This window comes from Paenibacillus paeoniae (assembly GCF_003388735.1).
GTDB lineage: Bacteria > Bacillota > Bacilli > Paenibacillales > Paenibacillaceae > Pristimantibacillus > Pristimantibacillus paeoniae.
On the sequence record NZ_QUBQ01000002.1, the window covers coordinates 162147 to 177511 of the forward strand.

13 protein-coding genes are annotated in these 15365 nt (G+C 51.7%); 3 read left to right on the forward strand and 10 right to left on the reverse strand.

Annotated features, from left to right (window positions below):
* Positions 1-10: 10 nt before the first annotated feature.
* The 4 genes from DX130_RS13280 to DX130_RS13295 all read right to left on the reverse strand — a co-directional run bounded on the left by DX130_RS13280 (position 11) and on the right by DX130_RS13295 (position 4226).
* On the reverse strand, positions 11-2257 hold the full coding sequence (locus DX130_RS13280) for a Tex family protein (protein ID WP_116046193.1): 2247 nt from the start codon (positions 2255-2257) through the stop codon (positions 11-13).
* A gap of 88 nt (positions 2258-2345) precedes the next feature.
* A complete protein-coding gene (locus DX130_RS13285) occupies positions 2346-2990 on the reverse strand; it encodes an MBL fold metallo-hydrolase (protein WP_116046195.1) in 645 nt (214 codons plus the stop codon).
* 3 nt (positions 2991-2993) lie between these two features.
* Positions 2994-3560: a thioredoxin family protein gene (locus DX130_RS13290; protein ID WP_116046196.1), complete on the reverse strand. Its 567-nt coding sequence runs from the start codon at positions 3558-3560 to the stop codon at positions 2994-2996.
* A gap of 57 nt (positions 3561-3617) precedes the next feature.
* Positions 3618-4226, reverse strand: coding sequence for a DedA family protein (locus tag DX130_RS13295; protein WP_116046198.1), 609 nt, complete (start codon positions 4224-4226; stop codon positions 3618-3620).
* 196 nt (positions 4227-4422) lie between these two features.
* Between DX130_RS13295 and DX130_RS13300 the strand changes: the two genes are divergently transcribed.
* Positions 4423-4734, forward strand: coding sequence for a dehydrogenase (locus DX130_RS13300; protein WP_116046200.1), 312 nt, complete (start codon positions 4423-4425; stop codon positions 4732-4734).
* An 80-nt stretch (positions 4735-4814) separates the two neighbouring features.
* Here DX130_RS13300 and DX130_RS13305 read toward each other — a convergent pair whose 3' ends face one another.
* From DX130_RS13305 to cls, 3 genes are all read right to left on the reverse strand, one after another.
* Entirely contained in the window at positions 4815-5000 is a 186-nt protein-coding gene (locus tag DX130_RS13305; protein ID WP_116046201.1) for an H-type small acid-soluble spore protein, read from the reverse strand.
* Between the two features lie 2 nt (positions 5001-5002).
* Entirely contained in the window at positions 5003-5197 is a 195-nt protein-coding gene (locus DX130_RS13310) for a hypothetical protein (protein WP_116046203.1), read from the reverse strand.
* Between the two features lie 77 nt (positions 5198-5274).
* The gene (gene cls, locus DX130_RS13315) at positions 5275-6711 is read right to left on the reverse strand and encodes a cardiolipin synthase (protein ID WP_116046204.1); all 1437 of its coding nucleotides are present in this window, start codon (positions 6709-6711) and stop codon (positions 5275-5277) included.
* Positions 6712-6955: 244 nt separating this feature from the next.
* On the opposite strand from cls, the gene DX130_RS13320 reads away from it, so the two are divergent.
* Positions 6956-7999 carry a M23 family metallopeptidase gene (locus DX130_RS13320; protein ID WP_133297929.1) on the forward strand — a complete coding sequence of 348 codons (1044 nt, stop codon included), beginning with the start codon at positions 6956-6958 and terminating at the stop codon, positions 7997-7999.
* 49 nt (positions 8000-8048) lie between these two features.
* A complete protein-coding gene (locus DX130_RS13325; RefSeq protein ID WP_116046208.1) occupies positions 8049-8492 on the forward strand; it encodes a bactofilin family protein in 444 nt (147 codons plus the stop codon).
* 94 nt (positions 8493-8586) lie between these two features.
* Here DX130_RS13325 and DX130_RS13330 read toward each other — a convergent pair whose 3' ends face one another.
* The 3 genes from DX130_RS13330 to gltB form a co-directional block, all read right to left on the reverse strand.
* Positions 8587-9381 (reverse strand): ABC transporter permease, encoded by a 795-nt coding sequence (locus DX130_RS13330; RefSeq protein ID WP_116046209.1) that lies wholly within the window; start codon positions 9379-9381, stop codon positions 8587-8589.
* Positions 9374-10294, reverse strand: coding sequence for an ABC transporter ATP-binding protein (locus DX130_RS13335; RefSeq protein ID WP_116046211.1), 921 nt, complete (start codon positions 10292-10294; stop codon positions 9374-9376). Before DX130_RS13335 ends, DX130_RS13330 begins: the two co-directional genes overlap by 8 nt.
* A 186-nt stretch (positions 10295-10480) precedes the next feature.
* Positions 10481-15085 (reverse strand): glutamate synthase large subunit, encoded by a 4605-nt coding sequence (gltB, locus tag DX130_RS13340; RefSeq protein WP_116046213.1) that lies wholly within the window; start codon positions 15083-15085, stop codon positions 10481-10483.
* Positions 15086-15365: the final 280 nt, after the last annotated feature.

Here is a 15365-nt window from a genome sequence, read left to right on the forward strand (position 1 = left end):
AAATTCACGTTTAGTCAGGCTTTTTCATCGTTAAGCTGACTCGTCCTTTTTTGGAATCGACACCTAGCACCCACACCGTCACCGTATCGCCTACCGATACGACATCCATCGGATGCTTGACGAACTTATCGCTCAATTGGGAGATGTGGACCAAGCCGTCATTTTTAATGCCGATGTCGACGAATGCCCCAAAATCAATGACGTTGCGTACAGTTCCGTGAAGCTCCATACCGGGCGTCAAATCCTCCATTTGCAGAACATCTGTATGGAAGATAGGCGCCGGTAGCTCCTCACGCGGATCACGTCCGGGCTTCAGCAAGCTGTCTATAATATCCCGAAGCGTTGGCACACCTACATTCAGCTTAGCGGCTATCTCCGCCGCGTTCAGGTCCAGGAGGCGCTCACGTGCCGCCTCTGATCCGATATTATCCGCCTTCAAGTTCAGCTCACCCAACAGGCCATCAACCACCTCGTAGGATTCAGGGTGAATCGGCGTACGATCAAGTGCGTTTCCGCCGTCCGGTATGCGCAGAAAGCCAATACATTGCTCATACGATTTGGCTCCAAGTCTTGGTACCTTCTGGAGCTGCTCCCGCTTCGTGAAGCGTCCATTCTCCTCGCGGAACTTCACGATATTTTTGGCCAGCGTTGCATTCACACCCGCTACGTAAGACAACAGCGAAGCCGACGCCGTATTCACGTCAACGCCAACATGGTTGACGGCAGACTCTACCACGCCGCCAAGCGATTCATCAAGACGCTTCTGGCTGACGTCATGCTGGTATTGTCCAACGCCGATCGCCTTCGGCTCGATCTTGACCAGCTCGGCCAGCGGGTCCTGCAATCGCCTGGCGATGGACACGGCACTGCGCTCTGCAACGTCGAGCTTGGGGAACTCCTCCTGAGCTAGCTTGGAAGCTGAATAGACGGATGCGCCCGCCTCATTGACGATAATATACTTGAGCTCTACAGATTGCTTCCGTCCGCCAATCAAGGATGCGATGAACTGCTCCGTCTCGCGGGAAGCCGTTCCGTTGCCAATGACGATCAGTTCCACCTTATGCTTGTCGATCAAGCTGTTCACCAGCTTCTCAGCTTCGGCCACTTTGTTGTTCGGCGGTGTGGGATAACATACCGCTACATCCAGCAGCTTGCCAATGTCATCGATGACCGCCAGCTTACAGCCCGTCCGGAAAGCCGGATCAACCCCCAACACGACATGCCCGCGAACAGGCGGCTGCAGGAGCAAGTTGCGCAGATTTTCCGAGAAGATCATGATTGCGTGCTCCTCGGCCTTCTCCGTCAATTCACCCCGTACCTCGCGTTCAATCGAAGGGGCAATCAGCCGCTTATACGCATCCTCGATCAGCGTCTCCAGCACTTCGCGTACGGCAGGAGCTGTCCCATTGCGAAGCACCTTACGCTTCATATGCTCATACACGCGCTCAGTCGGCGTATCGAAAGCTACCCGCAGTACCTCTTCTCTCTCGCCTCGGTTAATGGCGAGTGTCCGGTGCGGAGGAAGCTTGCGAACCGGCTCCTGGTATTGATAATACATCTCGTATACGGATTCCGTATCCGCATTTTTCGCTTCTGTGCGCAGCAGCGACTGGTCAAATGTGAACTTGCGCACCCATGACCGGATGGCTGCATCGTCAGCGATATTTTCCGCCAAGATGTCGCTCGCCCCATTCAGAGCATCTTGCGCCGTTGGCACGCCTTTATCCTCACGGACATACCGCGAAGCTTCGGCAAGCGGATCCCCTTGGCGTGGTTGCGACCATAACCACAGTGCAAGCGGCTCAAGTCCCCGCTCCTTCGCTACACTGGCTCTTGTCTTCCGCTTCTGCCGGTATGGTCGATACAGGTCCTCCACCTCTTGAAGCTTGCCAGCGCCTTGAATCGATGACCTTAGTGCATCAGTCAGTTTACCTTGTTCATCAATCAGGCGAATAACCTCACGCTTGCGCTCTTCCAGATTACGCATATACTGCAGCTTTTCTTCAATCGATCTCAGATCGTTTTCATCCAGCTCGCCGGTCATCTCCTTGCGGTAACGGGCGATAAACGGAATCGTATTCCCTTCATCCAGCAAAGCTACAGCCGACTTCACTTTCGTCAGCGGAATGGACAATTGAGCGGCAATACCTGTAATGATGCGTGCGCTCTCCGCTTCCTTCTCTGCCGAAGTAAGCTTGGTCTTACCACTCTGCTCCTCCAATGATTCGCCAGCCGGCCATTTTGTCGCGTCTGCCATCCTTGAGCACCATCCTTTGCTTCGATTCGGCAAGCCTTAAGAAGCATTCCCGAGAGGCCTTCGCCGCCCCTCAGAAATGCTTCCATCGTTAAGCCGTATAGGGATTATTCGCCTTCTCAAATCCAATCGTCGTTCTGCCGCCATGGCCCGGATAGACTGTCGTCTCGGGATCAAGAACATACAGCTTATTGCGGATGGAATCATAGAGATCCCTCTCCTTGCCGCCTGGCAGATCCGTCCTGCCCACTGATTGCCTGAAGAGCACGTCGCCCGAGAACAGGTGGCCGCCGCACAGCAAGCTTACGCTTCCCGGCGAATGGCCCGGCGTGTGCATCACACGGAAGGTATGGCCAATCAGCTCTAATTGCTGTCCCTCATCCAGCGCATATTCTGCCGCATCTGTGGAGAGCGGAGGCGTAACATCCTGCCAGCGCATGGAACCGTTCTTGCGCGGGTCAGTCAGCCAATCGGCCTCCAAATCATGAATATATACTGGGCAGCCCGCTGCCTTCCTTACTTCGTCAACTCCGCCCATGTGATCGAAATGCGCATGCGTAAGCACGATAGCTTCTAGCTTCAACCCCTGGATGCGTTCCAGCAGGCGTCTGGGGTTCATGCCGGGATCGATGACGAAGCCACGCTCTTCTTCACCGTCTTGAACAGTAAGGAGATAAGCATTAGTCTGCAAAGGGCCGAGCGTGAACGTCTCTACTTTGAAAGTTGCGCCGCTCATCGCTTAGAACGACTCCAGCAATTCACGCAGCTCTTTTACGACGTCGGCCTGATAGCCCGGGCCTTCACCATAGCGGCGCATAATTTCCTGACGCGTAAGAGTCAGGTTGTCCTGGTAGTCCGCAGCTTCACGATCTGTATTCGCTTGTTTGAAAGCAACCATAGGCTCTTGCACATAAGTCGAACGAGGGCCCCATTGACCCCGTACAACACCATCTGTACCCGTGAAAATGACAACCGGCACGGAACGGCCGCCCATCGTGAGGAATTGATCCATCGTATCAAGATTTTCTTCCATAATCAGCACTTCGGTTGGAATTCCGCTAACCTCCAGCGCCCCGAATACGACTGGAATGTTGCGAACAACATCACCGCACCAGTCTGCCATTAGAATAAGACATCTCAGATCATCTCGGCTATTCAGCGATTCGAAATACTCGCGGTCTTCCGTAGAAGGCCAATTGAATTGCTCCATCCAGCCGATGAAAGCATCCTTGTTCTTTGTCATCCCGTCTATGAATTGTTGCGGGCTAATGCCTGTTCCCAGCTTGTCTGCTACACTTTTACTCATATGTATCCCTCTTTCTGTATCCTGTATAGGTAAGTTCTATTGTTCGTTCTATTATACTTAAAACTTGCGTGCTCTGCGAATATACAAAATCAATACGATAATAGCTACCAGCGCAATAATCGCATAAGCGATATTGGAATATACATCCATGAATTCAACAATTGCGGTCCAGTTGTCCCCCACAGCGGCACCGACAGTGACGAGGATCGTATTCCAGATCAGCGTTCCGATCGTGGTGAAGAACAGGAATGGCACCAGCTTCATGCCTGACATGCCAGCCGGCAATGAGATGAGACTGCGGATAAGCGGAACCATGCGGCACAGAAAGACAGCCCAATATCCATACTTATCGAACCAAGCGTCCGCTTTTCGGATATCCTCCTTCTTCACACGCAGAAAACGACCCCAACGGTCCACTATTTTCTCCAGACGCTCAACCCCTAACAAACGGCCGATATAGAACAAAATAATAGCTCCAATCAAGGAACCCAGTGTGGCCACCACGATAACACCCAGAGCGGTCAAGCTCGTATACGTGGTCATAAATCCGCCGAATGTAAGGATGACCTCAGAAGGAATCGGCGGGAACAAGTTTTCAAGGGCAATCATCAGCAAGATGCCCAAGTAGCCGAATTGCTCCATGAAATCAGTAATCCAACTATCCATGCGATACCTCCATCTCTGATTTGCGGTCCTAGCAGGCTGGATCGCCCTTCCTATTCTATCATACGCAAGCTGTGCCCATCCACTCTTCAACCTGTCCTATCCTATGCGCCAAGCATGCTGATATGACCGCCCCGGTAGGCCCGTGACCAACCTTGCCGGCGGCGCATACATTGGGAGTGGAGAGGAGTCGATTCATTTGAAGCCTAATGCGCAGAAACATGCCACAGCCTATCCGTCGGCTCGCAAAATCCGAAGATCCTGCAGCAACGAGCTGTATCGTACAGCCAAGCGTCTTAAAGTATGGATTCCCAGCGACAAGATGGAGCAAGCGGAAGCCATCTACTTCAAAAAAGTCGCCGCCAACCTGACCTGGATCTTCGAGCATCGAAGCAACCGCAAGGCGCAAGCCGATTGGTGGGATCAGAACGTCAGCGCCGAAATCGCCGAGCTTTGGGAAGTGGAAAGGCCCGCCCTTTGCGAAGCTTTCCGTGAGGCATACGGCGGTTAGATCCGGACGTCCGGCACACACCCTAAAAAGCCCGAGCGATTCGGCACTTTGCCGCTCCTCTCGGGCCTGATGCTTCGTTCCTATTCCTTCGATTCCTTCAACCGGTCTACAGACACCGTCTGTGTATTAATGGGATTGTTGCCCACCGTCACCGTAGCCATACCGTTCGCTTCATCTACATGCTCGATCCAGACGGAATCCCCCTCCAGATGAACAGCATGCGTATCTTTGGAATCGTAGATTTGCTTAGCTCTTTCCGTATCCATTCCTATTCCCCTTCCAGCTTGGCTTCCATCGTATCGGTAGTGGATTCCGCAACCAGGCCGTTATGAAGCGTAACCTGTCCGCCGCCCAGTCCCTCATTCACCATCCGGTCAATATCCATGTCATATGAATCGCGTCCTTCATAATGCGGCTCAGCAGAAGAATCCTGTCTTTCCTTCACGTTATCCGAATCGCTCATTGAGTCGCCTCCTGATTATGGTCATCATGTTATCCTACGACAAAAATATACCCCATTACGTCCCGGCTCATTCATCGTCATAGTAACGGAGAGAGAATATGCATGATGGCTTCAGCCGCTTTCTGTCCCTTTGATCTTCGGACAAAAGCATCGGGGTTGATCTCCTCGCTATGCGCCAGATCATCCAGAAAATCCTCCTCCAGCTTTCGAATCGGCTTCTCATCAAACAACAAGGCAAGCAGCTCATAATTGCTGTACAAGCTTCTCAAATCCAGATTCGCGGTGCCAATTGAAGCGAGCTCATCGTCTACGAGAAGCACTTTGGAGTGAATGAAGCCTTTTTGATAACGATAGACGCGCACTCCGGCTTCCAGCATCTCTTGCACATACGATAGCGTTGCCAGCAGCACAAGCTTGGAATCTGCAATTCCAGGAATAATCAGCTTAACGTCCAGCCCTCTCCGAGCTGCCGTGCGCAGACTTATCGCGATTGCTGCATCTGGGATAAAGTAAGGGGTAGCCGCATAAATTCGCTTCTTGGCAGAAGCCAACGCAGTGAACAGTGCCCCTTCAATCTCTTGCTCATTAGAGCCCGGCTCGCCAGGTACAATAAGTACCTGTTCTTCATCAATGATCGAAGTCTTCGGCATATACCGTTCCAGCCGCTCCAGCCATTCACCCCTCGCCAATTGCCAATCCCTCAGAAAGGTCTCCTGCAAATACTGAACCGCCTCCCCTTCTATCTGGAGATGCGTGTCACGCCAGAAGCCGAGCTTCGGGTCCAGCCCGATGTATTCGTCTCCTATATTAATGCCGCCCATAAAGCCGATCCTTCCATCGACAACGACAATTTTGCGATGATCGCGATAATTCAATTTCCGGTCCAGCAAAGCCCATTTCGGCGGAGCGAAGCACGCATGCTCCACTCCCGCTTCATCCAAGGATTGAAGATAACGGTCGTCCAGCTTCAAGCTGCCGATGCCATCATATACGACTCGCACGGCAATGCCCATGCGTGCTTTTTCTGTCAACATAGCAAGAAATCGTCGGCCGACTCCATCGTTGCGAATCGTATAATAATCCAGATGAATATGATCCCTAGCAGATGCCATCGCTTCCAGGATGGCCTCGAATGCAGCTTCTCCATTCGTCAAAACCTTTGTGCGGTTATGCCCTGTAATCGGGTAGGTAGTCAGTGTGCCCAGCAACTTCCCTGTTTCACGATAGGGATGCTCCTTCTCTCGTTTAATCATTTTGTGATTTGACGACAATTTGCGATCGGATGGCTTGTCCCGCTTATTCGGTGCTTTGTCCCATAATAAAGGAATCGTATGACCGGATTTTCTTCTTCCGATTAGAAGGTACAAGGCGAAGCCCAGAAATGGACATACCATGCAAATGAACATCCAGGCTGTCATATGCGCCTGACGTCTATGTTCCAGAGCCAATAAGGCTGCCAACTGAGCCGTATAAACCGCCAGCACGACGATAAGTCCCCATAGCCATCCCCCCATATCCGCCACCTCTTCTCCGCTCGCATCAATCAAACGCCGCTGCTTAGTTTAATCCCCTCTCTTCCCATGTATACAAGGAGACAATCAATTTGCTTTTTGCACGATTTTTCTCAGCAATGGCTTATATCCCTCTAGTTATGCCGCTATGAAGGAATAAGTTTTCTGGTATGTTTTATAGCTTCCGAGAATAAATAGTCATAGAACGTTCTGCACGACTATACTGCCGGCCGGAAGGAGTAAACCAGTGAAACGAGCGCGGAGACCGTCATGGTCATTTGTTGTGATGCGCGGCGCCGACAAGACAGTGAAGCAATTCTCCGTATCGAAGCGATCAGTCGTGGTCGCTCCCGTAGCCGCAGCAATTGCGGTGACAGGCGCTATTGCCGGCCTTCAACTGAAGGCTGCCTACGAACTGAGGCATCTGGAGGATCAGCTCTTCTCCCAGTCTGCACAATTCACACAAACGATTACCGGGATGGATGGGGTCATTGCCGGGAAGGATGAAGCGATCGTCTCCTTGCAGCAAGAGATACTGAATTTGTCGCGTCAAGCGCAAGAGATGAAGAGCAAGATGAGTCAGCTTGATGAGCTCGAAAACAAGCTTAAGCTGTTTATCGAGAAATACGGAGGGTCCATCAATGACACAACCAGCAGCGAGCCATCCTCCGGATCAGGCAAACCCTCCAGCGGAGTCGTACAGACTTTGGCCAATCGGTCGGAGAGACAAGCGGCGACGTATACGGCTTCACCTGCCAGCACGATGCAAATCGCCATGCTTGCACAGCACACATCGCTAGATTTGGGAGCTTTAAGCGAAATGGTTGACGCTATGGAAGCTTCCATGGAGCAGACGCTTATTAAAGCCCAACATAAGAGGGCGACGGTGGACGCATACCCGTCCCTCTGGCCCGCTCGATCCAAGCAGCTTACATCAGGGTTTGGCTATCGGAAGGATCCCTTCACAGGAAGAGCCACCTTCCATGCTGGCATTGACATTGACGGCGAGATCGGCGACGTCGTGTTCAGCGCTGCTGACGGAACGGTTAGCGATACGGGATATGATTCGAGACTGGGCAATTACATCGTGATTGATCATCTTGGAGAGCTACAAACCACCTACATGCACTTAAAGCGGATAGATACCAAAATCGGGGAGGATGTCGTCCGTGGAGAGAAGATCGGGCTGATCGGCAACAGCGGGCGAAGTACAGGTCCCCATCTTCATTTTCAAATTATGCAAAGAAACGAGCCCGTCAATCCACTGAAATTTCTCGCGAAGCATAGCTGAAGGACGGCCTCATAGTTCCAGATTCCATGCTGAAGGAGGACTTCATAATATGTTCAAGGAAAATAAGCGCGTCATGGCCACCGATACGCTGATCGGGCAAGGCACGATAGCCGAGGGCAAGATTGTGAGCGAAGCCAATTTGCGAATTGAGGGTGAATACCGCGGAGATATTGAATGCCGGGGGGATGTCATTATTGGCGAATGCGGAATAGCGCGCTCCAATATTACAGCCCAAGACGTCACACTGGCAGGCAAGCTGTTCGGCGATATCCAGACCAAAGGACGGCTCATCATAACCGCTTCCGGCCAGCTCATCGGTAATGTCACAGCCCATTGCCTGATTATTCAGGACGGCGGCATGTTGAACGGTAACTGCCGAATGGAGCAGACTGCCGATAATAAGCATAAGCCGCTCTCTGAGTTGGAATCACAGACGAATGCCAAGCAGGACAACAAAAACGACAATCGCGCGAAATCAAGGCAAGCCGGATAATCGATGCCTGAATGATGCAAAGCCGCGCCGTCCAACCCTTTAGGGAAGAACGGCGCGGCTTGCTTTGCATTGTAGTCATTCGATTGTTTATTGATTAGGAAGCTACATCCCGTTTGTTGAAAATGATCCAAGTCAGCGCTATGAATATCACATAGTATACACCGAGCACCGAGAGTGAAAAGCCGAGCGTCTTCCCATCACTGGCAACATTGCCGCCTACGAATTTGGTCAAATCCAGGTGAACGAACAATACATAATCAATCCATTTGTATTTGACAAATGCCAGCAGTTGCATCAAGTTGTTCACTACAATCTCGATGAACAGAGCCATCGCAATAGCAAGAACGCTGCTGCGGAATACCGTTGAGAGCATGAAGGAAATGGTAACGGTCATAACCGTATTGAGGAACAGCAATCCGTAGTACTTGAACATATATTCGGAATTGGACATGCTCGTAAATTGACTCAGCCTCTCCACGGACTCCCCGTTGCCTAACAAATCAAAGAAAATCCAATTAACTAGCAGCAAGCTTGCCAGAAAAACAATCGCGAAAAACAATGCGAACAGCAGGCTCGAAATATATTTGGACAACAAGATTTTGGAACGATTCCACGGGCGAATAAGCAGCAGCTTAATCGTTCCCGTAGAGAATTCCTCGGCCACTGTTCCTGATGCCACGATAACGGCAAAGATCGTCACGATCCAATAAAGGAACATCGTTTCCGTAATAATGACTTCCCACATGGCGGTCTGACCTTTATCCACTGTAAACCAGACGGAGGAAATGGCAATTACAAGAGCAAGAACAATCCCCAGCATGACGAACAGGCGCGGCGCTCTGAACATCTTCATGTTCTCGTTGCGAATCAGATTCAAGAAATCAACCAATGCCCTCGCCTCCCGTCATCTCCAAAAATTGTTCTTCAAGCGACTTGATATCTGCACGAATGCCATATACCTTAATACCGCTTCTGACAAAGGATTCATTCACTTGCGCTGCAAGCTCTTTGTCTCCCTCTATGGCAATTACGCCTGCCCCTTCACTGATACCCGTCAAGCCTGATGCGGCCAGCACCTCTAAGGCACTCTCAGGCCACTCTACTTCAAATAGGATTCGTAAACTCTTGGCACTATTATCACTGCCTTGAATCGAGCGCACATCGATCAGCTTGCCGTTCTGAATAATAGCAACCCGATCGCACATCAGCTCCATCTCAGATAATAGATGGCTGGATACGAAAACTGCAACACCTTCCTGCCGCGCCATATTGCGTAAGTAATCACGCAGCTCCCGGATTCCCGCTGGATCCAGACCATTCGTCGGCTCATCCAGAATAAGCAGCTTTGGCTTATGCAGAATCGCTTGCGCAACCCCCAGACGCTGCCTCATACCAAGAGAATACGTCTTCACCTTGTCATGAATGCGCGACTCCAATCCGACAAGCGCTACCACTTCTTTCACCCGGTGCGAGGTTATGCCCGGAATCATGCGCGCGAAGTGGATCAGATTCTGATAACCGGACATGTACTTGTACATTTCCGGATTTTCGACGATGGCGCCTACATGGCGAATCGACTTCTCGAACTGCTTGCTGATACTATGTCCATCGATGAGAATATCCCCTGAAGTAATGGACATCAAACCAACCATCATGCGGATGGTCGTTGTTTTGCCCGCGCCATTTGGACCCAGAAATCCGAACACTTCTCCTGACGGCACATCCAGCGTCAGATTGTCAATAATGGTCCGGCTTCCAATCCGCTTTGTTACTCCTTGCAACTGAACGATAGGTTTGCCCATCTTTATGTATGTCCCTCCTCCACTAACCTCGGCTTTCCAATAGAAACTTAGGTCAACTCCCTCATTATAACCGATTCAGGAAAGCCTTGGTAACCGTTCTGCTTGATTATTCATAAACCCTTCCACGCATATAAAAAATCTCGCAATAGAGCAGCTATGCTCCATTGCGAGACCTATTGGTATATCTTATTTGCCGCCTGTGCGCGCCAATTCACGCTTGTTGGCTTCGAATGCCGCAAGCAACGCGTCTCCGCCTTGCAAGCCTGTATCTTCTGCCTTGCGAATTTGCTCCAGCATCCGTTTGTAGTCCTTCGGAATAACCTTCACAAATTTCGCTAGCTCTACATCCCAATCATTCAGAATACGTGTGCCTACTGCACTCTCTGTATATTGGACATGTCTCTCGATCATACCGCGAAGCTCCGCAATATCAACTTCTTCCTCTACACGCTCCAGAAGAACCATCTCCAGATTGGTATGGTTGTAGAAGTCGCCGTTCTCGTCATAGACATAAGCTACGCCGCCGGACATGCCTGCACCGAAGTTGCGGCCTGTTTCGCCCAGAATAACAACGCGGCCGCCAGTCATATATTCACAGCCATGGTCGCCGACACCTTCAACAACGACGTTCACACCGCTATTCCGTACCGCGAAGCGTTCGCCCGCAATACCGCGAATGTAAGCTTGACCGCTCGTTGCGCCGTACAGGGCTGTGTTGCCGATAATGATGTTCTCTTCCGCAGCAAAGGTTGCCTTCGGTGACGGCGCCACAATGATTTTGCCGCCAGACAGGCCTTTACCGAAGTAGTCATTGGAATCGCCTTCTACCGATAGCGTAATCCCATTCGGTACGAATGCGCCAAAGCTTTGGCCTGCCGTTCCGATGAAGTGATACCAGATCGTATCTTCAGGCAGCCCTTTCGCGCCGTAACGGCTCGTTACTTCGGATCCCAGAATCGTGCCGACAACGCGGTTCGTATTCAAGATCGGGAACGTTCCACGAACGCTCTCCCCATTCTCCAGAGCAGGTTTTGCCAGAGGCACTAGCTGCTGCATGTCGATCGACAGCTCCAGACCATGGTTCTGCTCTTGTACTTTGTGGCGTTTCGCGCCTTCGGCAACGCCCGCTTCGTACAAGATACCGGAGAGATCAAGACCTTTCGCTTTGTAATGCTCTGTTAGCTGCTTCGTCTCCAGACGGTCAACACGGCCAACCATCTCTTCGATGGTACGGAAGCCAAGCTCCGCCATAATCTCGCGCAGGTCTTCTGCGATGAAGCGCAGGTAGTTCACGACATGGGACGGATCGCCCATAAATTTCTTTCGAAGCTCTGGATTTTGTGTCGCAACGCCGACCGGACAAGTATCCAGCTGACAGACACGCATCATGACGCAGCCAAGAACGATAAGCGGGGCTGTCGAGAAGCCGTATTCCTCAGCTCCCAGCAATGCCGCAATCGCAACGTCGCGGCCGTTCATCATTTTGCCGTCTGTCTCGATAGTTACGCGGTCGCGCAAATTGTTCAGCATCAGCGTCTGATGGGTCTCGGCTAGACCAAGCTCCCATGGAAGACCTGCGTGACGGATGGAGCCCATAGGGGATGCCCCTGTGCCGCCGTCGTAGCCGCTGACCATAATGACGTCTGCGCGGCCCTTCGCTACACCTGCTGCAATCGTGCCGACGCCAACCTCGGATACGAGCTTAACGTTGATGCGAGCGCGCGGGTTCGCGTTTTTCAGATCGTGGATCAGCTCAGCCAGATCCTCGATGGAATAGATATCGTGATGCGGAGGAGGCGAGATTAGACCCACGCCCGGAGTCGAGCCCCGTACTTCCGCAACCCATGGATATACTTTCAGGCCAGGTAATTGTCCGCCTTCACCAGGCTTCGCGCCTTGGGCCATCTTAATTTGAATCTCGTCAGCATTGACCAGGTATTCGCTCGTTACGCCGAAACGTCCCGATGCGACCTGCTTGATTGCACTGCGGCGGGAATCGCCGTTGCTATCCAATATAAAACGAGCCGGATCTTCGCCGCCCTCGCCCGTATTGGACTTGCCGCCTAGGCGGTTCATCGCAATCGCCAAGCTTTCATGCGCTTCCTTGCTGATGGAGCCGAAGGACATCGCACCTGTCTTGAACCGTTTCACGATAGACTCTACCGATTCTACTTCTTCAAGCGGCACGGACTTAACATCCTTCTTGAAGTCGATAAGCGAGCGAAGCGTCAGGTGCTTCTTGTTCTCGCCCTGTACCAGCTCGGAAAACTTCTTGTACAGCTTATAATCATTCGCACGCGATGCCATCTGAAGCGTATGGATCGTCTGCGGCGTGAACAAATGGTCCTCGCCGTCCTTGCGCCATTGGTAGTCGCCGCCGGAATCCAGTTCCTTCTCGGCGCCTTCCTGCTCGGCATACGCGCGGGTATGAGCATGCAGCGTCTCCTGCGCAATGACATCCAGACCAATGCCGCCAATGCGGGACTGCGTCCACGTAAAGTACTCGTTGATGACATCCTCGCGAAGGCCAAGTGCCTCGAAGATTTGCGCGCCGCGGTACGATTGGATCGTGGAGATGCCCATTTTGGACAATACTTTTACGACGCCTTTCGTAGCAGCTTTAATAAAGTTTTTAACCGCCTTATCATGCGATATGCCTCTAAGCATGCCTTGCTTGATCATGTCATCCATTGATTCGAACGCCAGATAAGGGTTGATCACGTTAACGCCATAACCGAGAAGCAGAGCAAAATGATGCACTTCGCGCGGCTCGCCTGACTCCAGCATAATGCCTACTTTCGTACGCGTGCCTTGACGGATCAGATGGTGATGCAGAGCCGATACGGCCAGCAGGGCCGGAATCGCTGCATTCTCTTTGTCCACGCCACGGTCGGACAAGATGATGATGTTGTGGCCTTTCGCAATAACGCGGTCAGCCGCCTCGCACATGCCTGTCAGCGCTGAACGAAGTCCTTCCTCGCCTTCACTTGCCAAGAAGAAGATCGGCAGCGTAATCGACTTGAAGCCCTCGCGGCGAATATGACGCAGCTTGGCGAATTGCTCATTGGACAAGATCGGCGTATCCAGCTTAATGTGACGGCAGCTCTCCGGCTCCGGGTTAAGCAGGTTGCGCTCAGGTCCGATCGTAGTCGCGGTCGACGTAATGATCTCCTCGCGGATAGCATCAATCGGCGGATTCGTTACTTGTGCAAATAATTGCTTGAAGTAGTTGTATAGACGCTGCGGGCGCTCGGACAATACGGCAAGCGGAGCGTCATAGCCCATAGACGCGATGGGCTCTTGGCCGCCTCCCGCCATTGGCTCCAGCACCTTGCGAATATCCTCGAACGTATAGCCGAATGCCTGCTGACGCAGTTGAACGGTGTCGTGGCTTGGATCCGGAAGCTCAGGCGCTTCAGGCAGATCGTCCAAATTCACCAAATGCTCGTCAAGCCACTCGCGGTAAGGATATTCGGCTGCGATCGCCGACTTTACTTCCTCGTCAGAGATAATGCGGCCTTGCTCTGTATCTACTAGCAGCATACGGCCAGGACGCAGTCTGTCTTTGTATAAAATGTCTTCCGCAGGAATCTCAACTGTTCCCGCCTCAGAGCCAAGAATAATATGGTCGTCCTTCGTTACGTAATAACGGGCAGGGCGAAGACCGTTACGGTCCAGCGTAGCGCCGATTTGCGTGCCGTCGGTAAAGCCCATCGCAGCCGGTCCGTCCCACGGTTCCATCAGAGTGCTGTGGTATTCGTAGAACGCCTTGCGCTCGTCGCTCATGCTCTCATGGTTGGACCATGGCTCAGGAACCATCATCATTGCTACATGCGGCAAGGAGCGGCCAGCCAGGTGCAAGAATTCAAGCGTGTTGTCGAACATCGCCGTATCGGAACCATCCGGGTTGATAACCGGTTTAATCTTCTCCAGATCCTCGCCGAACAGCTCGGAGGCGAACAAGGTCTGGCGAGCATGCATCCAGTTCACATTGCCGCGGAGCGTATTGATCTCGCCGTTATGAATCAGATAATGGAATGGATGAGCTCTCTCCCAGCTAGGGAACGTGTTTGTACTAAAACGGGAATGCACTAAAGCAATAGCAGAAACAACGGACTCATCATTAAGCTCGGTATAGAAGGAACGTACTTGTTCTGTTGTAAGCATGCCTTTGTACACAATTTTTTTGGTGGACAGGCTGGAGAAGTAGAACATGTTTCCGCCTTCTTTGCCTGCATAGCGAATAGCCAACTCCGCGCGCTTGCGGATAACATACAACTTGCGCTCAAAAGCGAGGGTGTCTTTCAATTCTGCATTTTTGCCAATAAATACCTGACGAACGTACGGTTTAACCGCCAGCGCCGATTGGCCCAGCTTCTCATCGTTCGTAGGCACTGTGCGCCATCCGATCATAGTCTGCTTCTCTTCCGCAACAATGCTCTCAAGCTCACGCTCAATTGCTGTGCGGGCAGCTTCGTCTTGCGGCATAAAAATCATGCCGACCGCGTAGTCTCCTTCAGCGGGCAGTTGAATGCCTTGCTTGCTCAGATCAGCGGAGAAAAAGGCATGCGGGATTTGAAGCAGGATGCCCGCTCCGTCACCGGTGTTCGGCTCTGCTCCCTGTCCACCGCGATGCTCCATGTTCTCTAGCAGAGTCAGAGCCTGGCGAATGACCTTATGTGATTTTTTTCCCTTGATGCTGGCTACAAAGCCCATTCCGCAAGCGTCTTTCTCATTCTGCGGATCATAAAGTCCTTGCTTAGGCGGCAATCCCAAAATATTTTCTTTCATTGTGTGCAACCTTTCTATCAGAAGATTTTTGGGCAAGCAATGTAGAATAAACAGGCTTGATCACTTAATTGGCTTCATTTTTGGCTTGAACTATCATAGAATGGTAGGGGGCGAGGCACACCGGCCTGCTCCTTGCCATCCCTCTTGCCATCTACCGTTGCTAAGCGATTATTATATGATTTTAACATCAGGGCAAATCGGAATCAATTTAATATTTTTATAATTGTGATAAGAGTTGTTTGGCGGCGGCGGTTCATGGGACTTGGGACAAGCGGTGTGT

Bases quoted from the DNA above. Each gene is read 5' to 3' on its own strand.
- DX130_RS13295 (WP_116046198.1), bottom strand. From the start codon at position 4,226: ATGGATAGTTGGATTACTGATTTCATGGAGCAATTCGGCTACTTGGGC.
- DX130_RS13335 (WP_116046211.1), bottom strand. From the start codon at position 10,294: ATGGGCAAACCTATCGTTCAGTTGCAAGGAGTAACAAAGCGGATTGGA.
- DX130_RS13280 (WP_116046193.1), bottom strand. From the start codon at position 2,257: ATGGCAGACGCGACAAAATGGCCGGCTGGCGAATCATTGGAGGAGCAG.
- cls (WP_116046204.1), bottom strand. From the start codon at position 6,711: ATGGGGGGATGGCTATGGGGACTTATCGTCGTGCTGGCGGTTTATACG.
- DX130_RS13290 (WP_116046196.1), bottom strand. From the start codon at position 3,560: ATGAGTAAAAGTGTAGCAGACAAGCTGGGAACAGGCATTAGCCCGCAA.
- gltB (WP_116046213.1), bottom strand. From the start codon at position 15,085: ATGAAAGAAAATATTTTGGGATTGCCGCCTAAGCAAGGACTTTATGAT.
- DX130_RS13325 (WP_116046208.1), top strand. From the start codon at position 8,049: ATGTTCAAGGAAAATAAGCGCGTCATGGCCACCGATACGCTGATCGGG.
- DX130_RS13285 (WP_116046195.1), bottom strand. From the start codon at position 2,990: ATGAGCGGCGCAACTTTCAAAGTAGAGACGTTCACGCTCGGCCCTTTG.
- DX130_RS13310 (WP_116046203.1), bottom strand. From the start codon at position 5,197: ATGAGCGATTCGGATAACGTGAAGGAAAGACAGGATTCTTCTGCTGAG.
- DX130_RS13305 (WP_116046201.1), bottom strand. From the start codon at position 5,000: ATGGATACGGAAAGAGCTAAGCAAATCTACGATTCCAAAGATACGCAT.